Source organism: Bosea sp. BIWAKO-01 (genome assembly GCF_001748145.1).
Lineage (GTDB): Bacteria > Pseudomonadota > Alphaproteobacteria > Rhizobiales > Beijerinckiaceae > Allobosea.
On record NZ_BCQA01000001.1, the window covers coordinates 3,932,600 to 3,954,405 of the forward strand.

General features: G+C 64.4%; 24 protein-coding genes. 18 read left to right on the forward strand and 6 right to left on the reverse strand.

Annotated elements, in window-relative coordinates; genetic code table 11:
- The first annotated feature begins 55 nt into the window (after nt 1-55).
- The 5 genes from hflK (at nt 56) to BIWAKO_RS18305 (ending at nt 4,488) form a co-directional block, all read left to right on the forward strand.
- Nucleotides 56-1,231, forward strand: a complete 1,176-nt coding sequence (hflK, locus tag BIWAKO_RS18285) for an FtsH protease activity modulator HflK (protein WP_069879863.1) — start codon at nt 56-58, stop codon at nt 1,229-1,231.
- Nucleotides 1,228-2,145: a protease modulator HflC gene (gene hflC, locus BIWAKO_RS18290; protein WP_069879864.1), complete on the forward strand. Its 918-nt coding sequence runs from the start codon at nt 1,228-1,230 to the stop codon at nt 2,143-2,145. The genes hflK and hflC overlap by 4 nt, the downstream gene beginning before the upstream one ends.
- Nucleotides 2,146-2,164: 19 nt before the next feature.
- Nucleotides 2,165-2,356, forward strand: coding sequence for a DUF2065 domain-containing protein (locus BIWAKO_RS18295; RefSeq protein ID WP_069879865.1), 192 nt, complete (start codon nt 2,165-2,167; stop codon nt 2,354-2,356).
- A 125-nt stretch (nt 2,357-2,481) separates the two neighbouring features.
- A complete protein-coding gene (locus BIWAKO_RS18300; RefSeq protein WP_069879866.1) occupies nt 2,482-3,999 on the forward strand; it encodes a Do family serine endopeptidase in 1,518 nt (505 codons plus the stop codon).
- A gap of 153 nt (nt 4,000-4,152) precedes the next feature.
- Nucleotides 4,153-4,488 carry a DHCW motif cupin fold protein gene (locus tag BIWAKO_RS18305; RefSeq protein WP_465247400.1) on the forward strand — a complete coding sequence of 112 codons (336 nt, stop codon included), beginning with the start codon at nt 4,153-4,155 and terminating at the stop codon, nt 4,486-4,488.
- A gap of 85 nt (nt 4,489-4,573) precedes the next feature.
- Here BIWAKO_RS18305 and serB read toward each other — a convergent pair whose 3' ends face one another.
- The gene (gene serB, locus BIWAKO_RS18310) at nt 4,574-5,461 is read right to left on the reverse strand and encodes a phosphoserine phosphatase SerB (RefSeq protein ID WP_069879868.1); all 888 of its coding nucleotides are present in this window, start codon (nt 5,459-5,461) and stop codon (nt 4,574-4,576) included.
- 18 nt (nt 5,462-5,479) lie between these two features.
- On the opposite strand from serB, the gene miaA reads away from it, so the two are divergent.
- Nucleotides 5,480-6,400, forward strand: coding sequence for a tRNA (adenosine(37)-N6)-dimethylallyltransferase MiaA (miaA, locus tag BIWAKO_RS18315; RefSeq protein ID WP_069879869.1), 921 nt, complete (start codon nt 5,480-5,482; stop codon nt 6,398-6,400).
- A 2-nt stretch (nt 6,401-6,402) separates the two neighbouring features.
- Here miaA and BIWAKO_RS18320 read toward each other — a convergent pair whose 3' ends face one another.
- Nucleotides 6,403-7,863, reverse strand: a complete 1,461-nt coding sequence (locus tag BIWAKO_RS18320; RefSeq protein WP_069879870.1) for a GGDEF domain-containing protein — start codon at nt 7,861-7,863, stop codon at nt 6,403-6,405.
- 317 nt (nt 7,864-8,180) lie between these two features.
- On the opposite strand from BIWAKO_RS18320, the gene BIWAKO_RS18325 reads away from it, so the two are divergent.
- The 5 genes from BIWAKO_RS18325 to BIWAKO_RS18345 are packed head-to-tail and all read left to right on the forward strand — an operon-like array spanning nt 8,181 to nt 12,173.
- Entirely contained in the window at nt 8,181-9,941 is a 1,761-nt protein-coding gene (locus BIWAKO_RS18325; protein WP_069879871.1) for an acetolactate synthase 3 large subunit, read from the forward strand.
- 30 nt (nt 9,942-9,971) lie between these two features.
- Complete coding sequence (locus BIWAKO_RS18330; protein ID WP_069879872.1) at nt 9,972-10,679, forward strand: aspartate/glutamate racemase family protein; 708 nt, start codon at nt 9,972-9,974, stop codon at nt 10,677-10,679.
- Nucleotides 10,676-11,365 carry a glutathione S-transferase family protein gene (locus BIWAKO_RS18335; RefSeq protein WP_069879873.1) on the forward strand — a complete coding sequence of 230 codons (690 nt, stop codon included), beginning with the start codon at nt 10,676-10,678 and terminating at the stop codon, nt 11,363-11,365. Before BIWAKO_RS18330 ends, BIWAKO_RS18335 begins: the two co-directional genes overlap by 4 nt.
- A 34-nt stretch (nt 11,366-11,399) precedes the next feature.
- Nucleotides 11,400-11,942, forward strand: coding sequence for an acetolactate synthase small subunit (ilvN, locus tag BIWAKO_RS18340; RefSeq protein WP_069879874.1), 543 nt, complete (start codon nt 11,400-11,402; stop codon nt 11,940-11,942).
- 9 nt (nt 11,943-11,951) lie between these two features.
- The gene (locus tag BIWAKO_RS18345) at nt 11,952-12,173 is read left to right on the forward strand and encodes a hypothetical protein (protein WP_069879875.1); all 222 of its coding nucleotides are present in this window, start codon (nt 11,952-11,954) and stop codon (nt 12,171-12,173) included.
- A gap of 116 nt (nt 12,174-12,289) precedes the next feature.
- On the opposite strand, the gene BIWAKO_RS18350 is transcribed toward BIWAKO_RS18345, so the two are convergent.
- Complete coding sequence (locus tag BIWAKO_RS18350; protein ID WP_069879876.1) at nt 12,290-12,835, reverse strand: DUF924 family protein; 546 nt, start codon at nt 12,833-12,835, stop codon at nt 12,290-12,292.
- Between the two features lie 199 nt (nt 12,836-13,034).
- Between BIWAKO_RS18350 and BIWAKO_RS18355 the strand changes: the two genes are divergently transcribed.
- Both BIWAKO_RS18355 and ilvC read left to right on the forward strand, forming a co-directional pair.
- Nucleotides 13,035-13,691, forward strand: coding sequence for a TetR/AcrR family transcriptional regulator C-terminal domain-containing protein (locus tag BIWAKO_RS18355; RefSeq protein ID WP_069879877.1), 657 nt, complete (start codon nt 13,035-13,037; stop codon nt 13,689-13,691).
- 21 nt (nt 13,692-13,712) lie between these two features.
- Complete coding sequence (ilvC, locus tag BIWAKO_RS18360) at nt 13,713-14,732, forward strand: ketol-acid reductoisomerase (RefSeq protein ID WP_043237478.1); 1,020 nt, start codon at nt 13,713-13,715, stop codon at nt 14,730-14,732.
- Nucleotides 14,733-15,148: 416 nt separating this feature from the next.
- Here ilvC and BIWAKO_RS18365 read toward each other — a convergent pair whose 3' ends face one another.
- Both BIWAKO_RS18365 and BIWAKO_RS18370 read right to left on the reverse strand, forming a co-directional pair.
- Complete coding sequence (locus BIWAKO_RS18365) at nt 15,149-15,523, reverse strand: ComEA family DNA-binding protein (protein ID WP_069879878.1); 375 nt, start codon at nt 15,521-15,523, stop codon at nt 15,149-15,151.
- Nucleotides 15,524-15,734: 211 nt separating this feature from the next.
- A complete protein-coding gene (locus tag BIWAKO_RS18370) occupies nt 15,735-16,259 on the reverse strand; it encodes a DedA family protein (protein ID WP_069879879.1) in 525 nt (174 codons plus the stop codon).
- 198 nt (nt 16,260-16,457) lie between these two features.
- Here BIWAKO_RS18370 and BIWAKO_RS18375 point away from each other — a divergent pair, with 198 nt between their 5' ends.
- A complete protein-coding gene (locus BIWAKO_RS18375) occupies nt 16,458-17,342 on the forward strand; it encodes an ABC transporter ATP-binding protein (RefSeq protein WP_069879880.1) in 885 nt (294 codons plus the stop codon).
- Nucleotides 17,339-18,130 carry an ABC transporter permease gene (locus BIWAKO_RS18380; RefSeq protein ID WP_069879881.1) on the forward strand — a complete coding sequence of 264 codons (792 nt, stop codon included), beginning with the start codon at nt 17,339-17,341 and terminating at the stop codon, nt 18,128-18,130. Before BIWAKO_RS18375 ends, BIWAKO_RS18380 begins: the two co-directional genes overlap by 4 nt.
- A 7-nt stretch (nt 18,131-18,137) precedes the next feature.
- Here BIWAKO_RS18380 and BIWAKO_RS18385 read toward each other — a convergent pair whose 3' ends face one another.
- Nucleotides 18,138-19,055, reverse strand: a complete 918-nt coding sequence (locus tag BIWAKO_RS18385; protein ID WP_084651552.1) for a LysR family transcriptional regulator — start codon at nt 19,053-19,055, stop codon at nt 18,138-18,140.
- 93 nt (nt 19,056-19,148) lie between these two features.
- On the opposite strand from BIWAKO_RS18385, the gene BIWAKO_RS18390 reads away from it, so the two are divergent.
- The 3 genes from BIWAKO_RS18390 (at nt 19,149) to BIWAKO_RS18400 (ending at nt 21,783) form a co-directional block, all read left to right on the forward strand.
- Nucleotides 19,149-20,117: a carbon-nitrogen hydrolase family protein gene (locus BIWAKO_RS18390; protein WP_069879883.1), complete on the forward strand. Its 969-nt coding sequence runs from the start codon at nt 19,149-19,151 to the stop codon at nt 20,115-20,117.
- A 168-nt stretch (nt 20,118-20,285) separates the two neighbouring features.
- A complete protein-coding gene (locus BIWAKO_RS18395) occupies nt 20,286-21,317 on the forward strand; it encodes an ABC transporter substrate-binding protein (protein WP_069879884.1) in 1,032 nt (343 codons plus the stop codon).
- A gap of 58 nt (nt 21,318-21,375) precedes the next feature.
- On the forward strand, nt 21,376-21,783 hold the full coding sequence (locus BIWAKO_RS18400) for a nuclear transport factor 2 family protein (protein ID WP_069879885.1): 408 nt from the start codon (nt 21,376-21,378) through the stop codon (nt 21,781-21,783).
- Nucleotides 21,784-21,806 lie beyond the last annotated feature (23 nt).

Sequence of the window (21,806 nt, forward strand, 5' to 3'; positions counted from 1 at the left end):
ACAGCCGCCGTTCGCCTATGGCACGTGTGGTACAGATGTGAGGAACGGCACGAGTATGCCTTGGAGCAACCAGAGCGGCGGTAGCGGTAGCGGTGGCGGCGGGGGAGGACCCTGGGGCCAGCGCGGAAGTGGTGGCGGCGGTGGCGGCGGCCCATGGGGGCAGGGCCCCGGAGGCAGTGGCGGTGGTTCGCCACCGGATCTGGAAGAAATTTTGCGCCGCAGTCAGGATCGGTTGAAGGATCTGCTGCCGGGCGGCAATCTCGGCGGACGTGGCCTGGTGCTCGGCATCCTGGCCCTGATCGTGATCTGGCTGATGACGGGCTGGTATATCGTCCGGCCGAACGAGGTTGGTTTGAACCTCCGCTTCGGCAAATATATCGGCAAGACCGGCGAAGGCCTGAACTACAACTGGCCCTATCCGATCGGTAGCGTGATCAAGCCCCAGGTCACCAATGTGATCACGACCGAAGTCGGCTTCCGCACCATCGAATCAGTGCGCACCTCACGCCAGACCGATGTCGGCGAAGAGAGCCTGATGCTGACAGGCGACGAGAACATCGTCGATATCGACGTGATCGTGCAGTGGCAGATCGACCCTGCCGCGCCGGAAAATTATGTCTTCAATATCCAGGACCCGCCGGGCACGGTGAAGGCTGTGGCCGAGAGCGCGATGCGCGAGGTGATCGGCCAGCGTAACATCCAGCCCGTGCTGACGACGGACCGTGCGGCGATCGAGACCGAAGTGCGCCAGCTGATGCAGGAGACGCTCGACAGCTACAAGGCTGGCGTGCAGATCCGCCTCGTCCAGCTGCAGAAGGTTGATCCGCCGCAGCAGGTCATCGACGCGTTCCGCGACGTCCAGGCGGCGCGCTCCGACCAGGAACGCCTGCGCAATGAAGCCCAGACCTATGCCAACCGGGTCGTGCCGGAATCGCGCGGTCGTGCGGCGCAACTGGTCCAGTCGGCGGAAGCCTTCAAGGAGCAGACCGTCGCGGAGGCTCGCGGCCAGGCCAGCCGCTTCAATGCTGTCTATCTGCAGTACAAGGCGGCGCCGGCCGTGACCCGCGAGCGTCTCTTCCTCGAGACGATGGAGCGTGTGCTCGGTGGTACCGACAAGATCATCCTCGACCAGAGGGGCAACGGACAGAGTGTCGTGCCTTACCTGCCGCTGAACGAACTCCAGCAACGGCGCGCTGCGCCGGGTGCGCCGCAGGCGGGAGCGACCCGATGAACGGTTCCATCCTGCGCATTGGTGCGCTCGTCGTCCTCGCCGTCGCCGCGATCGTCTTCTATGCCGCGACTTTCGTGGTCCAGCAGACCCAGTCGGCCATCGTGCTGCGCTTCGGCGCGGTCCGCAGCGTCGTCACCGCTCCGGGCATCTATCTGAAGCTGCCGGCTCCCTTCGAGCAGGTGACGCTGCTCGACAACCGCATCCTCGATCTCGACCTTCCCGCCCAGGAAATCATCGCGTCGGATCAGAAGCGGCTCGTCGTCGACGCCTTCACGCGCTACCGGATCTCCGATCCGCTGCGCTTCTATCAGGCGGTGAACAACATCCCGCGGGCCAATTCGCAGCTTGCCTCGATCGTCAATGGTCAGGTTCGCGCGGTCCTCGCCGATGCCAGCTTCATCTCCGTGGTCCGGACCGACCGGTCGCGGCTGATGAGCCGTATCCGCGACGACGTGAACCGCGAGGCGGCCCGCTTCGGCATGACCGTCGTCGATGTCCGCCTGCGCCGGGTCGATCTGCCGCAAGCGAACTCGCAGGCGGTGTTCCAGCGCATGCAGACCGAGCGTCAGCGCGAAGCCGCCGAGGCGCGCGCACTTGGCGCCCAGCAGGCGCAGGAGATCAGGGCCCGTGCCGAGCGTGACGCGACCGTGATCGTCGCCGAAGCCCAGCGCCGTTCGGACGAGATCCGAGGCGAAGGCGAGGGCGAGCGGAACAAGGTCTTCGCCGAGGCTTTCGGCAAGGATCCCGAGTTCTTCACCTTCTATCGCTCGATGCAGGCCTATGAGGCGAGCATCAAGCCGGGGGACACGCGGATGCTGCTTTCGCCGGATTCGCCGTTCTTCCGCTACTTCAACGACCCTACGGGACGTCCCGAGAGCTCGGCTGCTACGCCGGCCCCGGCGGCCAATCCCTGATCGATAGCGAGCGTCGCGTATGCTGGATTTCATCGCGGCGCTCGGCCTCGTCTTCGCCATCGAGGGCATCCTGTTCGCCGCGATTCCAAATCTGGCGAAGGATGCGTTGCGCAGCGCAGCGGAGACGCCAGCAGAGCGGATGCGGCTGATCGGTATCGGTTCAGCCGTGTTCGGGGTGCTGCTCGTCTGGCTGGTGCGCGTCGGGGTGTAGAAGCGGCGGTCGGAATGCCTGGTGACGTGATTGTGTGTCGCCCTTCCGCCGCAATTTGAGGTTCAATCTCTAGGCCAACATCCTGGCCGCACGATCGGCCTGCTTCTTCACGAGGACCCTGATTGATGGCACTGAAAATCGTTTCCGCTTCCGGGCTCGTGCGGGCCGCGCTCGTAGCCGGCGTCGCGGCGTTGCCGATGCTGGCGACGCCCGTGGTCGCCCAGCCGCCAACGGGAGCGTCGCCGCTGGTCCAGGGGCAAATCTCGCTCGCCGATCTGGCCGAGCGGGTGATGCCGGCGGTGGTCAATATCTCGGCTGTCACGACGAGCGACACGCGCAGCCGCGCCCTGCCGCAAGTGCCGCAGCTCGGCCCCGATACGCCCTTCGGCGATCTGTTCGAGGAGTTCTTCAACCGCCGCGGTCAGGGCCAGCAAGGCCAGGGCCAGCCGCCGCAGCAGCGACGGTCGCAATCGGCCGGCTCGGGCTTCGTGATCGATTCCTCCGGCATCGTCGTCACCAACAACCACGTCATCGGCGACGCCAACGAAATCACGGTGATCTTCAACAGTGGCCTGCGCCTGAAGGCGGAGATCATCGGCAAGGACACCAAGGTTGATCTCGCGGTGCTGCGCGTGAAGCACGACAAGCCGCTCGACGCCGTCAAGTTCGGCGATTCCGACAAGATGCGGATCGGCGACCCTGTCATGGCGATCGGCAATCCGTTCGGCCTCGGCAGTTCCGTGTCGTCGGGCATCGTCTCGGCCCGCAACCGCGATATCCAGCAGGGTCCCTACGACACCTATATCCAGACCGATGCGGCCATCAACAAGGGCAATTCCGGTGGCCCGCTGTTCAACATGGCCGGTGAGGTCATTGGCATCAACACCGCGATCCTGTCGCCGACTGGCGGCTCGGTCGGCATCGGCTTTGCGGTTCCCTCGTCGCTGGCGGTCAATGTCGTCGATCAGCTCCGTGAGTTCGGCGAGACCCGCCGCGGCTGGCTCGGCGTCCGTATCCAGAGTGTCGACGACGCCACAGCCGAGGCGCTCGGTCTCGGCACAGCGCGCGGCGCGCTCGTTGCCGGCATCGATGACAAGGGCCCGGCCAAGCCGGCGGGGCTCGAGGTGGGCGATGTCATCGTCAAGTTCGACGGTAAGGAAGTGAAGGATTCGCGCGACCTGCCGCGGATTGTCGCCGGTACGGCGGTCGGCAAGGATGCGCCGATCACGGTGGTCCGCAAGGGCAAGGAAGTCGTCAAGACGGTCAAGCTCGGCCGGCTCGAGGATGGTGAGAAGGTCCAGCAGGCCTCTGCCAAGCCGAATGCCGAACCGGCCAAGCCCGCCGTGACCACGGCCTTGGGTCTGGAACTCTCGCAGCAGACGGACGAGCTCAGGAAGCGCTACTCCATCAAGGATGGCACCAAGGGCGTGGTGATCACCAAGGTCGATCCCAACTCCAATGCCGCGGACAAGCGCATCTCGATCGGTGAACTGATCGTCGAGGTTGGCCAGGAGGCGGTGAACTCGCCTGAGGACGTGACCAAGCGCCTGGATGCGCTGAAGAAGGAGGGCAAGAAGTCGGCTCTGCTTCTGGTCGCGAACGGGCAGGGCGAGGTTCGCTTCGTCGCGGTCACGATGAACTGACCAAGCTGGTCTTTGGCAGGATCAAGGGCGGCCCTCGTGGCCGCCCTTTTCATTTCTCCCGATTGCGATCAGGCCGATGAGCAATTTGCATTGGTTGCGCTCCGTCCGGTGTGCGATCAGGGCGACGAGCAGCGGAGTGGACATGCGATGCGGATGAGCGAGATTCCTTTCGGAACGGTCGACTGGAGTTCAGTGGAGCCGGTGCGTCATCCGGGCGAGAAGGGCGAGGCGATCTGGCGCACGCGTTTCTTCGGACCGGCTGAAAATGCGATCAGGGTTCGCATGGTCGAGTACTCCGCGGGCTACGTCTCGGATCACTGGTGCTCGAAGGGGCATGTCCTGCTCTGCCTCGAGGGCGAGCTCGAGACCATGCTGGAAGACGGTCGCGCTTTCACGCTCCGGCCTGGCATGAGCTATCAGGTCGCCGATCAGGCCGAGGCGCATCGCTCACAGGCGCCCAGAGGCGCGAAGCTGTTCATCGTCGACTGAAGCATCGGCCGAAAGACGGGTTGCGGGGCGGTGCAGACACCGAAGCCTGGATTATCGGGCCGGATGCGAAATCCGGTGCGATCATTCAGGCTTGGATGATCTCGTCGCCGCGATAGCCCTGAGCGTAGAGCAGAGCCGTCAGGTCCGCGTGGTCGAGCCGGGCATCTGCCGCAGCCGCAACCGCGGGCTTGGCTCTGAAGGCGACGCCAAGCCCGGCCTCGCCGAGCATCGCGAGATCGTTGGCGCCGTCGCCGACCGCCAATGTCGCGGCCCTTGAGAGGCTGCGCTGCTCGCGCAGTTCGACAAGCGAGTCCAGCTTGGCCTGTTTGCCGAGGATGGGGGCTTCGACTGCGCCGGTCAGGACGCCGTTTGCGACAAGGAGCGTGTTGGAACGATCTTCGTCGAATCCGATGGTCGCGCCGAGCGGGCCCGTGAACACGGTGAAGCCACCCGAGACCAGCGCCGTATAGGCTCCGTTGGCGCGCATGGTGCGCACCAGTTGCCGGCCTCCGGGCGTCAGCGTGATGCGCTCGCGGATGATCTCGTCCACGACCGACGCCGGGACCCCCTTCAGCAGCGCCACGCGCTCGCGCAGCGCCGGTTCGAAAGCAATCTCGCCGCGCATGGCGCGTTCGGTGATGCTTGCGACCTTGTCCTTGAGCCCGACATAGGCCGCGAGTTCGTCGATGCATTCCTGACCGATCATGGTCGAATCCATGTCGGCGAGGAACAGCGCTTTCCGGCGTGTCGCGGCCGGCTGGACAATGATATCGACCGCGGTTCCGTCGAGCGCTGCACGAATGTCGGCTTCGAGCTTGCGTGCGTCCGCCCCATCCACGAAGAGGTCTGCTGCGACCTCGCCATCCAGGCGGGCTTGCCGGGTTACGCCGGATACGGCATTGGCGAGACGCGTCAGCAGGGCGTCGCTCAGCAGCGCCTGGCCGTGAGCAGAAACAAGTGTCGCGACGAGCATGAGAAGGACCGATTGAGCGTGGCGTACAGGGCGGTGCTCATCGCAGGTCCTACGGCGAGCGGCAAGTCCGCGCTGGCGATCGAGATCGCGCGCCGCTTTGGCGGAACCGTCGTCAATGCGGATTCGATGCAGGTCTATGCCGATCTGCGGATCATCACCGCGCGGCCGACGATCGACGAGGAGGCGATGGTTCCTCACCGTCTCTATGGCCATGTCGACGGGGCCGTGAACCATTCGGCGATGCGCTATGTCGCCGATGTCAGCGCGATCCTCGACGAGCTGGCGCGCAATGGGTCTCTTCCGGTGCTGGTCGGTGGGACGGGGCTTTACTTCAAGGCGCTGACCGAGGGCCTTTCGGAAATCCCGCCGGTGCCCGAGGCAGTTCGCTCGGCCTTTCGTGCCCATGCCGAGGGGCGCGAGACGGCTGCGCTCCATGTCGAACTTCAACGCTGCGATCCCGTCATGGCCGAGCGGCTGCGTCCGAGCGACCGCATGCGGATCATGAGAGCACTGGAAGTCTTTGCCGCGACCGGGCGGTCGCTGGCGAGCTTTCAGGGCGCACGCAAGCCGGGCCCGCTGGACGGGGGAGCGCTGCTCCAGCTCTTCGTCTCTCCCGAACGCGACCTGGTGCGTGCCCGTATCGATCGACGCTTCGAGCAGATGATGGGGGAGGGCGCCCTAGAAGAGGTTGCAGCGCTACGGGCGCGCGGGCTCGATCCCCTGCTTCCGGTCATGCGCGCACATGGCGTGCCCGGCCTGATCGCCCATCTCGACGGGGCGCTCAGCCTCGACGAAGCCATTGCGAGGGGGCAGGCCGATACGCGTGCCTATGCGAAGCGCCAGGTCACATGGTTCCGTCACCAGATGGCGGGCTGGCATGCTGTCGCACCCGAAGCCGCTCTCGGCTTTGCGCTCCAAGAGCTGGAGACACGGGCCTGAGATCAGGCGGCCTCGGCGACGTCCGCCCCCGCAAAGCGGATACAGTCGCGGCCTTCATGTTTGGCGCGGTACAAGGCGCTGTCGGCGCGCGCAAAGAACTCCGCGAAGCTCTCCGCACTCTCGCGGGTCGCGACCCCGAGGCTCGCGGTGACACGCAGGGACATCGTCTCAGAAGTCGGCAGTTCGCGCATCGTCAGCGCATCCTGGATACGATGGGCGATGCGCATCGCCGCCGCGGAGCCGGTGCGCGGCAGGAAGACGGCGAACTCCTCACCGCCGAAACGCCCCACCAGATCGCGCTCGGGCCTGACCAGGCCAAGCAGGAGATCGGCGAAGGCCCTGATCACGGCATCGCCGGCGACATGGCCATGCGTATCATTGACGCTCTTGAAGTGGTCGATGTCGACGATGATCAGGGACGCATCGTCACCGTCGGTTTCGCACGCGAGGATCTCGCGATTGGCCTTCTCGATGAAGGAGCGCCGGTTTAGGAGCGCGGTCAGCGGATCTGTCTCGGCAAGGCGGCGCAGTTCCTGCTCGCGTTCCTCGCGCTGGCCGATCTCATGTGACAGCGCCCGTCGGGTCGCGCGCTCCCGGCCGATCTCGAGCGCGAGCGTTGCGGCCCGGCTCTGCAGCGTCAGGTTCGCGATCATCAGCTCGGAGATGTCGGTGAGCGTGATCACCAGCCCGTCGCCGAGCGGCGCCAATGCGAGCTGGAGCCAGATCTCACGGCCATTCACCGTAAAGCTGGATTCGAAAATATCGTTGCGGCGCAGCTCGATGGCATAGAGGCATCGACGCCAGATCATGGCGTCAGAAAGGAAGGGCAGGCTTGTACGGGCGTCCGTGTCGAGCAGGTTCTCGTCGGGATGGCCCGCCATCAGTGCTGCGCGGCGATTGGCGGTGATGATGATCGTGCGCTCGATATTGCCGTCATCGTCGCGCACGGCCCGCAATGCGACAATACCGCTGGGCGAGGTCTCCAGAACCGTGGTCAGCAGTTCCTCGCGGAATTGCAGCGGCCGGCTGAAGACGACAAGGAAGCGATCGCCATTTGCTGACGTGGTCGGCAGGACCAGTCGCTCCCACAGGCAGACCCGGACGGTCTTGAGCGAGCGATGCACCGTATACATCGGCTTGCCGTGCGTCAGGGCCTGGTCATAGCATTGGATCGTGAACCGGGCGACCTGAGGGGTCATCTGCGAGATGCGTTCGCCCTGCCTGCTGCCGCCGACATAGCGTGTGATTTCGCGGCCGTAATGCTCATAGCGATAGTCGCCGTCTTCGGTCGGGACACACACCATGAGGTCGTCGCCGAAGCGGGGCATGAGGTCCTTGAGCAGCGCCTCGTAGGAGACGCCGCCTGCGCCAGGGGCATGCAGGGCAAAGCGCTGCAGAAGTTCGGCTACTTCCGGCGCATGGGCGCGTTCGACGATATTTTCGGTGTGCACTTCCTGATACATGGCGGCCCCGTTTCGCGCGCAAGGATCTTAGCAAGGCCGTTCTTGAAAAAGTGTTCCCTTTCGTCATGGGATTTTCGGAACTGAGGGCCATGAGCTTTTGCGGCTTGACCATGCCAAACCGGTCGTCTAGCGTGCCGCAATTATCGCAAAGGATGTCGGGCGCGATGCGCAAGCTTATTCTCGTACGGGTGCGCTGGTAGGGGGCGGTTGAACAAACCGCTTGGCCCCTGACGCCAGCGCACGCCCAGGCCCCTCCGAGGGCCTTTTTTATTGCCCGATTTTCCCTGAACTGACCCGAAGACCCCGAGGAGAGCGACATGAGCGAGATGATGACCGGCGCGGAAATGGTCGTCCGTGCGCTTCAGGATCAAGGCGTCGAACATCTGTTCGGCTATCCCGGCGGCGCCGTGCTGCCGATCTATGACGCGCTCTTCCTCCAGGACAAGGTGAAGCACATTCTGGTCCGGCACGAGCAGGGTGCCGTCCATTCAGCGGAGGGCTATGCGCGTTCCTCGGGCAAGGTCGGCTGCGTCCTGGTGACCTCCGGTCCCGGCGCGACCAACGCCGTCACCGGATTGACCGACGCGCTGCTCGACTCGATCCCGGTTGTCGTCATCACCGGGCAGGTCCCGACGCATCTGATCGGCTCCGACGCCTTCCAGGAATGCGATACGGTCGGCATCACGCGTTCCTGCACCAAGCATAATTATCTCGTGAAGAGCATCGCGGATCTGCCGCGCATCCTGCACGAGGCTTTCTATGTCGCCGCCAACGGCCGTCCCGGGCCGGTCGTCGTCGACATTCCGAAGGACATCCAGTTCGCAAAGGGCGAGTACACCCGCCCGCGCGACAACCAGCACAAGACCTACCGTCCGACGGTCAAGGGGGACCTGAACAAGATCAGGGCCGCGGTCGAACTGATGGCCAAGGCGAAGCGCCCGATCTTCTACACTGGCGGCGGAGTCATCAATTCCGGCACGCACGCCTCGGCGCTGCTGCGCGAACTGGCGCGGCTGACCGGCTATCCTGTCACCTCGACACTGATGGGGCTGGGCGCTTTCCCGGCGGCCGACAAGCAGTGGCTCGGCATGCTGGGCATGCACGGCACCTACGAAGCCAATCTTGCGATGCATGACTGCGACGTCATGATCAATATCGGCGCACGCTTCGACGACCGCATCACCGGTCGGCTCGACGCCTTCTCGCCGCGCTCGAAGAAGATCCATGTCGATATCGACCCGTCCTCGATCAACAAGAACGTCAAGATCGACATCGGCATCGTCGGTGATTGCGCCCATGTCCTGGAGGACATGGTCCGGATCTGGCGCGAGACGAGCCCTCAGGTCGACAAGGAGGCCTTGAAGGGCTGGTGGGAGCAGATCAGCGGCTGGCGCGCGCGTAACAGCCTCGGCTACAAGCAGTCCGGTGCGGTCATCAAGCCGCAATACGCGATCGAGCGGCTCTATGAGCTGACCAAGGACCGCGACACCTACATCACCACCGAAGTCGGCCAGCACCAGATGTGGGCGGCGCAGTATTTCCACTTCCAGGAGCCGAACCGCTGGATGACCTCCGGCGGACTCGGCACCATGGGCTACGGCCTGCCGGCGGCAATCGGCGTGCAAATGGCCCATCCGAAGGCGCTTGTCGTCGACATCGCCGGCGAAGCCTCGATCCTGATGAACATGCAGGAGATGTCGACGGCAGTGCAGCACCGGCTGCCGGTCAAGATCTTCATCCTGAACAACGAATATATGGGCATGGTTCGTCAGTGGCAGGAGCTGCTGCATGGCGGGCGCTATTCTGAGAGCTATTCGGCATCCTTGCCCGATTTCGTGAAGCTCGCGGAAGCCTATGGCGGCCACGGCATCCGCTGCTCGGACCCGGACCAGCTCGATGACGCGATCCGAGAGATGATCGATACGCCAAAGCCGGTGATCTTCGACTGCCTCGTTGCGAAGGAAGAGAACTGCTTCCCGATGATTCCGTCGGGCAAGGCCCATAACGAGATGATCCTGCCCGATTTCGAGGGAAATACCGGCGATATCATCGACGCCAGGGGCAAGCAGCTTGTCTGAGGATCGGCAAGCGGGCGAGGAGGCGCGGGCATGAGCACGATCGGACTGATCGGCGGCATGAGCTGGGAATCGACTGCGGTTTATTACCGGCTGCTCAATGAGCGGGTGCGCGCCCTCCGGGGCGGGCTGCACTCGGCGGATGTGCTGCTGCATTCGCTCGATTTCGCGCCGATCGCCGAGATGCAGGCGAGCGGGGACTGGGCTACGGCCGGCCATCTCCTGGCCGACAGCGCCATCCGGCTCGAGCGGGCGGGCGTGAACTGTATCCTGCTGTGCACCAATACCATGCACAAGCTGGCGGACCGGATCACGGCTGCGACTCGCGTGCCGTTCCTGCATCTGGCCGACGTGACCGCGACGGCGATCCGCAAGAGCCCGTCGCGGCGGCCGCTCTTGCTGGCGACGCGCTTCACGATGGAACAGGCTTTCTATCGCGAGCGCCTCGCTGCGTTCGGCGTCGAGGCCATGGTTCCCGATGCCGAACAGCGCGACGATGTCCATCGCATCATCTACGAGGAACTCTGCCGTGGCCGGATCGAGCCTGCCTCGAAGGCACGCTATCTCGACATCGTTGCTGCGGCCGTAAGGCAGGGCGCGGACGGGGTGATCCTTGGCTGCACCGAGATCACCCTCCTGGTCTCGCAAGCGGATTTCGACATCCCGGTCTTCGACACGACGGCGTTGCATGTCGAAGCGGCGCTCAATTTCGGCCTGGAAGCGGCGAGCCAGGCGGCATGAAGCTCCTGATCGGAAACAAGTGCTACTCGTCCTGGTCGCTGCGGGCTTGGCTCCTGCTGCGCGCCAAGGGCATTGCCTTCGAAGAGAAGCTCGTCCTGCTCGACGAACCTGGCTTCAAGGAGGCGATCTTCGCCGAGGCTCCGGGCAGCGGCGGCACCGTGCCGACGCTGGTCGACGGGGACATCGCGACGTGGGAGACGCTCGCGATCATGGAATACCTGCATGACAGCTATCCCGATCTCGGGATCTGGCCAAGGGACCGGGCGGCGCGCGCGCATGCCCGTGCCATGTCGAGCGAGATGCATGCCGGCTTCTTTGGGTTGCGCCGGGCCTGTCCAATGAATCTCGGCAAGCGCTTTGCGGCACGCGATCGCGGAGGCGACGTCGCGAAGGATGTCGCCCGTATCACTGCGCTCTGGCGCGAGGCTCGTTCCCGCTTCGGCGAGGCGGAGGGAGGGCCCTTCCTCTTCGGCGCCTTCTCGGCAGCCGATGCCATGTATGCGCCTGTCGTCACAAGGCTTGATACCTATTCGATCCCGGTCGACCCGGTCAGTGCGGCCTATATGGCCGCGGTGCTCGACCATCCCTCCTATCGGGATTGGCTGAAGGCCGCCCTGGCCGAGCCCTGGATCGTAACCCAGGACGAGGTCGACGAGCCCGCCATCGCCAATCTCCGTCACGTCTAGTTCCGAATTCCGCTTCAGCTCCTGCAGGTGTCCGATGCCGACGTCAGCCACGCATTATCCGAACGCTCCCAAGATCCAGCCGGTCGCCCGCCACACGCTGGCGGTGATCGTCGACAATGAACCGGGCGTTCTCGCCCGCATCGCCGGGCTGTTCTCAGGCCGCGGCTACAATATCGAGAGCCTCACCGTCTCAGAAACCGAGCACGAGAAGCACATCTCGCGCATCACCGTGGTCACGTCGGGGACCGCCAACGTCATCGAGCAGATCAAGGCACATCTCGACCGGCTGGTGCCCGTGCACCGGGTCGTCGACCTGACGCTGCAGGGGGAGGCGCTGGAGCGCGAGCTCGCCTTGGTCAAGGTCGTCGGCAAGGGCGACCATCGGGTCGAGGCAATGCGGCTTGCGGCGGCTTTTGGCGCGCGGACACTCGATGCCTCCCTGACCTCCTTCGTTTTCGAGCTTACGGGCTCGACCGAGGAGATCGAGCGGTTCATCAAGCTGATGACCGTGGTCGGGCTCACTGAAGTCTCGCGCACCGGCATCGCGGCGATGAGCCGCGGCCCTGAGGCGATGTGATCTAGGGCGATGGATGCGGCTTCGCTCAATATGGTGGCGCTTGCGCTCGGGGCGGTCGGGTTCGGCTGCTTCGCCTGGCCGATCATTCAGCGGCTCAATGGCAAGGCGCCGGCGGAAGCTCCCGGCAGCGGCAAGAGCCTGCGCTCGCCGCTGTGGTGGGCCGGCTTCGTCCTGACGGTTGCAGCGATCTTCCTGCAGCGCATCGCCAGCCAGCAGGCAGGCGGGGGCTGATGCATCGGCTCGAAAACTGGATTGCGGTTTTGGCGGAAACCGGCGCCAACCCAGAAGGTTAGCTCATCGGGTCGGATAGGATATGCGGCCCGATGAGCTGGCGCGCCGCGCTGGCCTCAGCCGCTGAAGCCGCCTGCGTCGAGAAACGCGCGCTCGTCGGGTGTCGTGTCGCGGCCGAGAATGGCATTGCGATGCGGGAAGCGTCCGAAGTCGCGAATGATGTCGCGATGGATGATCGCGTATTTGGTGCTGTCCTCATCGCCCGAGGCGCGGCTCAGATCGATGCAGCGTTCCTGATGGTCCAGCTCTTCGGAATGCATGAAGGGCATGTAGAAGAAGCGCCGCTCAGGATTGGTGAAATGCTGGTCGAAGCCGCGGGCGATGGCGCGCTCGGCGACCTCGACTGCGAGATCGTCGCTGGCGAAGGCCTCGGGCGAGCCGCGGTACAGGTTGCGCGGAAACTGGTCCAGCAAGATGAGCAGCGCATAGGCGCCTTCGGGGGTCGCTTCCCAAGCGCCGAGCTTGGCCGCCGCGGCGGCGCGCTGGGCCTCGAGAAAGCGATCGCGGATTTCCTGGTCGAAGGCGTCGTCCTTGTCGAACCACTTATCCGGTCCGGCTTGCCGCCAGAAGGCGACGGTCTCGGCGGCCGTAGGCAAGCTCATACTCTATCTCCAGATCGGATAACGTATTGTCCGTGAAGCGCAATTTCGACAGCCGCCGGGACGGATGGCGGCGCAGATTGCCCCATTTCGGGCCGGAGTGGAACCCGGTTGAGCCCAGCGCGAGGATCTTCGTGCGCTGGCCCTTGCGCTGGGAAATGCCTTCCTGTAGAAACCGAACCGTAACGTACGGTACTGATCCTTGAGCGCCATTCCCGACACAGCAAGCGAAGGACTGACGGCCCGGCAACAGGCCGTGCTGGATGCTGTCCTTGGCCTGATGGTCGAGAAGGGAGAGCACCTGACGATGACGGCTGTCGCCCGGCGCGCGAGCTGCTCGAAGGAAACCCTCTACAAGTGGTTCGGCGATCGTGACGGCCTGCTGACCGCGACCGTGCAGTGGCAGGCCTCGAAGGTGCGGGCCGGCAATTATGATCGCCAGAAGCTCGATGCCCTGACGCTGCGCGAAAGCCTGACGCGTTTCGCGACGAACTGGCTCAATGTGATCACCAGCGACACCTCGATTGCACTGAACCGGATTGCCATCAGCCAGGCCGGATCGAAGGCCGGTAACCTCGGCGGGATCGTGCTGGCGAACGGACGTGTCGCCATCGGCGAACGCCTGAAGCCGGTTCTCGACGCAGGCCGCGAGGCGGGGCTCCTGGCCTTCGATGATACGGAGACCGCGTTTCGCGCATTCCTCGGCCTTGTCGGGCGCGATGTGCAGATCAGGCTGCTGCTGGGTGATGCGCTCGTGCTGAGCCCGGCGGAGAACGAGCGCGATGCAGCGCGCGCAACCGATCAATTCCTCACTCTGTACGGCGCGGTTGAAGCCGCTCCGGGCAAAGAAAAACTCTAACGCGAGACCAAGGAGCAACCTATGCGCGTTTATTACGACCGCGATGCGGACATCAATCTGATCAAGGGCAAGAAAGTCTGCATCGTCGGCTACGGCTCGCAGGGCCATGCCCACGCGCTCAACCTGCGCGATTCCGGCGTGAAGGACGTGATCATCGCCCTGAAGGCCGGTTCGGCCACCCGCAAGAAGGCCGAGGAAGCCGGCTTCAAGGTCATGACCCCGGCCGAGGCCGCCAAGACCGCCGACATCATGATGATGCTGACCCCTGACGAGCTGCAGGGCGACATCTATCGCGACGAACTGCATGGCAACATGAAGGAAGGCGCGGCGCTGCTCTTCGCGCACGGCCTCAACGTGCATTTCAACCTGATCGAGCCGCGCAAGGACCTCGACGTGCTGATGGTCGCGCCGAAGGGCCCTGGCCACACCGTGCGCTCGGAGTATCAGCGCGGCGGCGGCGTGCCGACCCTGATCGCGATCCACCAGGACGCCACCGGCAACGCCCATGATCTCGGCCTGTCCTACGCTTCGGCCAATGGCGGTGGTCGCGCCGGCATCATCGAGACCACCTTCAAGGAAGAGTGCGAGACCGACCTCTTCGGCGAGCAGGTCGTGCTCTGCGGCGGCCTGGTCGAGCTCATCAAGGCTGGCTACGAGACCCTGACCGAGGCCGGCTATGCACCCGAGATGGCCTATTTCGAGTGCCTGCATGAAGTGAAGCTGATCGTCGACCTCATCTATGAGGGCGGCATCGCCAACATGAACTATTCGATCTCGAACACCGCCGAGTTCGGCGAGTATGTCACCGGCCCGCGCATCATCACCGCCGAGACCAAGGCCGAGATGAAGCGCGTGCTGACCGACATCCAGTCGGGCAAGTTCACCCGCGACTGGATGCTCGAGAACAAGGTCAACCAGACCTCGTTCAAGGCCACCCGCGCCCGCATGGCCGCGCACCCGATCGAGGAAGTCGGCGCCAAGCTGCGCGACATGATGCCCTGGATCAAGGCCAAGGCGCTGGTCGACAAGACCAAGAACTGATCGGGCTCAGCCTCTGACCCTCAGACTTGGCGAGCCGGTGCAATATCGCTCGCCAAGCGCCTGAGAGGGTTAACAAATCATTGATTCCAAGAGGGCGGATGCAGTAATGTGTCCGCCCTCTCGCCTTTCCGGGCGTGGAACCGGTTCCACTCCGATGCGTTCGTCGAGGCAGTCGTACGTGGAGGCGGCCATGAGGACGATGAACCTGAACAGTGTCATTGACAGCCCTATCTGTGCGCGGGCCTTGCTTGCAGTGTCGCTCGTGATCGTATTTGCCGCGGTGTTCGGACTTTTCGGATACTGAAAGGCGCTTGCGTCAGGCGGCAGGGTTTGGCGAAGGACGCCGTATCATCGAAAACGGAAAGGCCTCCGGCGTCTTGCGCCGGAGGCCTTTCTCTTCGCAGAGATAGCGGGGGTCAGAACGTGATCTTGTCCTTGATGTCGGATTCGACATTCGAGGGCAGGACGCTGCGCTTCACGAGATCATTGAAATCTTTGAACTTCGCCTTGGAGCGCTCCTCGATGATTTTCTTGGAGCGCGCTTCGCCGATGCCCTTGAGACTGTCGAGTTCGGCGGCGGTCGCGGTGTTGATGTTGATCTTCTTGACCTGAGCGGCGGCTGCGGGCTGGGCGGGCTTGGCGGCAGTGCCAGCGGCGGGCGCTGCGGGCGTCGCGACTGGGGCCGGGGCACGTGCGGGAGCACTCGGCTGCGTGGCGGGCTGTTGTGCGAAGGCGAAGCCGGCGGTCAGCGCGAGGGCGACGATCGGCGAGATGATGCGCGAAAGGCTCATGGTTGGACTCCATAGTCCTGCCCCGGGAGGGTAGCATCGGACAGGCGCCGGGTCGCCCGCCTCGACAACGCCGGCAGCCTGGAGCCGTTCGGCGTGCCGCGTCAGATTCGCACTGGTGAGTGGCGATATCGCGACGCAACGCCGTCAATTCGCGCCTTCTGGCCTGAACCCGCCCTGAATGCGCCGTTCAGTGTTTGGACGGTTTTCGGGATCAGCGCGTCACGAACTCGGCCAGCCGTCCGGCACCATAGAGCAGGCCAAAGCCCCATGCGAAAGACGCGGCCCAGTTGGCGAGCTGGAACGGCAGGAACGGCATCTTCACGATGCCGGCGACAATGCCGATGACCGCCCGCAGCGGGCCGAAGAAGTGGCCGATGAGAATGCTGAAGATGCCCCATTTCTCGAAGAAGGCATGTCCCTTCTCGAGCAGTTCCGGGTTGTTCTTGAGCGGCCAGGTTTCTCCGATGCGCGGGCCGAGCACGATGCCAGCCCAGTAGGAGATCCAGAAGCCGCAGCCCGCGCCGAGCGAGGCCGCGAAAGCCAGCGGAACCAGGTCTAGACCAGAGGCTCCCGCCGCCGCGCCGAAGGCGGTGAAGAACACCGTGGCGGGTACGAGCCAGGACAGCACCGCGACACATTCGGCGAAGGCCACCAGAAAGACGATCGGGATCGCCCATTGCTGGTTGGTGCGCATGAACTCGACGAGTCCCTGCATCAGGCTTTCGAGTTGCTGCATGAGGGTCGAGATCTTTCAGGCCAAGGCGCTGGCTTATCGCTGTCCCGGGCCGCGGATGCAACAGCTGCGCGCTGCGGCGAATCTGCCGGGCAAGACCAAGGTTGGGTTGCCTTCCGGAGGCGATCACCTAGAGTTTCGCCAAACGAACGCGATATTCGGCCAGTGCGCTTGGCGCAGCAGGCCGTTGGGGAACGCTTTATGGAGCTTCAAGACCGCCTGCACACTGGTGCGGGCCCCGCTGGCGTGCCCGGGGCGGATACCGCACCAGCTGTCAATCTCAGCGGCATCGACATCACCTTCCAGCTTGCAGGCGGGCATCGCTACAAGGCGGTGACCGGCATCGATCTCACCGTCTCGGCCGGGGAGTTCGTCTCGGTCGTAGGGCCGACCGGCTGCGGAAAGTCGACCTTGCTCAATGCTGCGGCTGGGCTGCTGACCCCGTCTGCCGGCAAGGTCGGAATATTCGGCAAGCCGCTCTCGGGGCTGAACGTGCGCGCGGGCTATCTCTTCCAGCAGGATGCGCTAATGCCGTGGAAGACGGCGCTGCAGAATGTCGCCGTGGCGCTGGAGCCGATGGGTGTGCCGGCCGCGGAGGCCGATGCCCGTGCCCGGGACTGGCTCGGCCGTGTCGGCCTGCGTGCCTTCGTCGATCGGTATCCGCATATGCTCTCGGGTGGTCAGCGCAAGCGCGTCAGCCTCGCGCAGATGCTGATCCGCAATCCCGAAATCCTGCTGATGGACGAGCCGTTCGGGCCGCTCGACGCGCAGACCCGGCAGATCATGGGCAACCTGCTGCTGGATCTCTGGTCGAAGGATCGAAAGGCCTTGATCTTCGTCACGCATGATCTCGAAGAGGCGATCGCGCTCTCCGACCGCGTCGTAGTGATGTCGGCGGGGCCGGCCGCCGGAATCGTCGCCGATTACAGGGTCACCCTGCCGCGCCCGCGCGACATCGCCGAGATTCGGCTGGAAAAGGCCTTCCACGAGATCCATCGCGACATCTGGTCGTCGCTGCGCGTCGAGGTGCAGAAGGCTTACGCCATGGGCGAAGGCAAGGAACTGGTGCAGGGAGACGCCTCGTGAACCGCCTGACGCTCCTTGCACTGCAGATTCTCGTTGCGGTCGTGTTCCTGCTGATCTGGCACGTCTTCACCGTCTATCCGCTGCTCGGCGACACCAAGACGATCCAGTTCTTCTTCTCGACGCCGCTGCAGGTCCTCGGTCGAACCTGGACCCAGCTCACTGGCGGCGACATCTATTTCCATCTCGGCATCACGCTGACCGAGACCGTGCTCGCCTTCGTCATCGGCTCGGCGGCGGGCATCTTCTTCGGCTTCACCTTCGCGCGCCGGCAACTGATGGCGGCGGTGTTCGACCCCTATATCAAGGCGGCCAATGCGTTGCCGCGCGTGGTGCTGGCGCCGATCTTCGCGCTCTGGTTCGGCCTCGGTATCTGGTCGAAGGTGGCGCTCGGCTTCACGCTGGTCTTCTTCATCGTCTTCTTCAATGTCTACCAGGGCGTTCGCGAGGTCTCGCCGACGGTGCTCGCCAATGCCCGCATGCTCGGCATGAACGAACGCCAGCTCTTCCGCCATGTCTACTGGCCGTCGGCCCTGACCTGGATGTTCTCCTCGCTGCACACCTCTGTCGGCTTTGCGCTGGTCGGTGCGGTCGTCGGCGAATATCTCGGCTCGTCGGCTGGCCTCGGCTACAAGATCCATGAGGCTGAGAGCGTCTTCGATGTCACCGGCGTGTTCTCCGGCATGCTGATCCTGGCGCTCTTCGTGATCGTGATCGATTCGCTTGTCACCTTCGTCGAGAAGCGCCTGCTGGTCTGGCGGCCCGGACAGAGCGCGACCACGACGACATAAGGCCGGCTCACCCCGCGCTTGCTGTTTCGGGGCGCTGCTGACGAGCCTTGAGCCCGGCAGCGGCGCTGTTTTCAATCAGGGCCAGGAAGGCTGTCGCGACCGGGCGAAGCGTCTCCGCCGGCAGCGATACGGCGTGCAAGGTGCGTCGGAGATTCGGGCGGAGGGGGATCGCGACGACGCCGCGGCTGTCGTCGAGGGCAAGCTCGGGCATGATCGTCAGGCCGAGCCCTTCACGCACCATGCTGAGCAGGGTCGCGTTGTCGCGCACGAGGCAGGCGATCTCGGGATGGCTGGCTGCTGCCGTCAGGAGTTCCTGGATGAGCGTTTCGCAGCCGCCTCCCGAGAGCAGCATGCGTTGCCCGTCCAGGGCAGCGAGGGGGAGCGAGGCCCGGGAGGCAAGCTCGTGGTCGGCAGGGACAACCACGAGGTAATCGTCGGAATAGACCGGGCGGGCTGCCAGTTCGGGATGGGTGCGGCTGGTGATGCCGATTTCGACCACGCCGGCCTGGATCCAGGCGGTGACCTCCGGGTCGGTCCCTTCGTACAAGCTCACCGTAATGCCGGGATGCTCGGTGCGCAGGCGCCGCAGCCATGTGGGCAGCAGCCGGATGGCTGCGCTCTGCACGACGCCGATCCGCAAGGTGCCGCTCAACTTGCCGGCAAGTCCGCTGCAAACGCCGAGCCTTTCGACGGCCGCGAGTACCGCACGCGTCTCGACAAGTGCCGCTTCGCCGGCCGCCGTCAGCACCACTCCGTCGCGGCCGCGCAGCAGCAAGGCGGCGTCCAACGCCCGTTCCAGTCCCGCGACCGCCTGGCTCACGGCTGACTGCGACAGGCAGAGGCTGTCGGCTGCCACCGTGAAGCCGCCATGTTCGACGACGCCGGCGAAACAACGCAGCTGCACCAGAGTGACATTAGGTGGCATGATCGATGGGTATTCCCCGAATTAATTGGACTGATCGTATCCACGTCCTTAACCCGGCCACTGCAACACACTCAAGACCAAGGATGGGGCTCGATGACCGCCGTATCAGACACATTGACCGTGGGCCTGGCCCAGATCGCTCCGATATGGCTCGATCGCGATGCCACACTCGGAAAGGTGGTCGACTGGATCGCGCGCGCTGCCGCGGCTGGATGCGGCTTCGTCGCGTTCGGGGAGGCGTTGGTGCCGGGCTATCCCTTCTGGATCGAACATACTGACGGGGCGCGCTTTGAATCGTCGCTGCAGAAGGAGATTCACGCGCATTATCTGGACCAGGCCGTTCAGATCGAGGCCGGTCATCTGGCTCCGGTCTGCGCAGCGGCGCAGCGCGGCGGCATCGCGGTCATGCTCGGCATCATCGAGCGGCCGGCAGATCGCGGCGGGCACAGCGTCTATTGCTCCCGCGTGCATATCGGCCCGGACGGCAAGATCGCGTCGGTGCATCGCAAGCTGATGCCGACCTATGAAGAGAGGCTGAGCTGGGCGCCGGGCGACGGACATGGCCTTCAGGTGCACCGTGTCGGGGCCTTCACGGTTGGCGGGCTGAACTGTTTCGAGAACTGGATGCCGCTGTCGCGAGCAGCGCTGTATGCGCAGGGTGAGAACCTGCATGTGGCGCTCTGGCCGGGAAATCTGCGCAACACGGTCGACACGACCTGCTTCCTGGCGCGCGAGGGACGCAACTACGTCCTGGCGGTCTCGGGACTGATGCGCAAGCAGGACGTGCCGGCCGGCAGCCCTGCCGCTGCCATGCTGGAAACCTGCCCCGAGATCCTGGCTGATGGCGGCTCCGGCATTGCCGGCCCGGACGGCAAATGGGTGATCGAGCCCGTGACGGGGCGAGAGGAGCTTCTCGTTGCGACGCTCGATCATCGCGAGGTCCGGCGCGAGCGCCAGAATTTCGATCAGGCCGGGCACTATTCCCGCCCGGATGTGACACGCCTCGTCGTCAACCGGACCAGGCAGGGCGTTGCGTCCTTCCTGGATGAGGGGGCGCTGTAGCGACGTGGGCTCACCGGGGTTGGGCTTGGGAGACCCAGACGAAAGTTCCGCTCCGGACCTCGGGCTGATCGGGGAGGCGAGGTTGCCCGTGCCGTGCAATCTCGCCTATCGTCGGAGCCGACAGCGCCAGTTCAGAAGCGCAAACCGATCCCATAAGGAGGAAATTCGATGAGCTTCACCCGTCGCGGCGCGCTTGCCGCGCTCGCCTTGTCCACCTCTCTCGGCTTCGTGCCGTTTGGCGCACAGGCCCAGACGGCCGAGAAGCCGAACGTCACGCTCGGCGTGGGCGGCAAGCAACTGCTCTATTATCTTCCGCTGACGGTCGCCGAGAAGAAGGGCTTCTTCAAGGAGCAGGGGCTCGACGTCACGATCAACGATTTCGGCGGTGGCGCGAAGTCGTTGCAGGCCCTCGTCGGCGGCTCGGTCGATGTCGTGACCGGCGCCTATGAGCATACCATCCGGATGCAGGCCAAGGGCCAGGATATCCGCGCCGTGGTTGAGCTCGGGCGTTTCCCGGCGATCACCATCGCCGTGCGCAAGGAGCTGGCCGACAAGGTCAAATCCGCAGCCGATTTCAAGGGCTTGAAGATCGGCGTCACCGCGCCCGGCTCCTCCACCTCGCTGACCGCGCAATATGCCATGGTCAAGGCCGGCCTGAAGGCGACCGACGCGCCGATCATCGGTGTCGGCGCCGGCGCCAGCGCCGTTGCCGCGATCAAGCAGGGCCAGGTCGACATCATCTCGCATCTCGATCCCGTGACCTCGAAGCTCGAAGCGGATGGCGATGTCGTGGCGCTGATCGACACCCGCACCGAGGCCGGTACCAAGGCGCTGTTCGGCGGCTCAAACCCTGCTGCGGTGCTCTATCTCAAGAATGATTTCGCCGAGAAGAACCCGGTCACGACGCAGAAACTCGTAAACGCGCTGGTCAAGTCCCTGAAATGGCTGGAGACGGCCAAGCCCGAGGATGTCGCCGATCTCGTCCCCGCCGAGTACCATCTCGGGGACAAGCCGCTCTATCTGCGCGCCGTCAAGAATTCGCAGGAAAGCTATTCCCGCACCGGCATTTCCACGCCGGATGCGATGAAGAGCATGTATGACTCGCTGAAACTGCTCGATCCTGAGCTTGCGACCTCGAATGTCGACCTGAACAAGACCTTCATCGACAGCTTCGCGAAGAAGGCCGCTGCCGGATCGTAGTCTCTCGACTCCTTTCTGCAGGCCGGTCAAACTCGGCTCTTCCGTTGGGAGAGCCGAGATGACCGAGCGCGCTGCGATCGAGACCTTGCTCCTGAGCGCCTATGAGGCGCGCGTGCAGGGGGATCTTGATGGAGTGATGACCTTCTTCCATCCTGATTGCCGGTTCCATTTCATGGGAGCGGAGGATCTCGGGCCAATGTGCAGCCCCCTAACGGGCTGTGCTGCGGTTCGGGAGCAGATGGCCGGACTGATCGGCACGTTCGCCTTTTCGAAGTTCAGGGCGCTGGGGCTGCTCGTCGAAGGCGCTCGCGCCTCGTTTCACTGGAGCGCCGATGTCACCCATGTGCCGACCGGTCGTACCCAGAGCTTAGAGGCGGTCGATCTGATCACCGTGGAGGACGGCAAGGTGCGAAGCCTGACGCAGTTCACCGACACGGCCAGCGTGATGCGCCTCGGCTCTGCCTGATCTCCGTTTGTCATCGCCTGCAT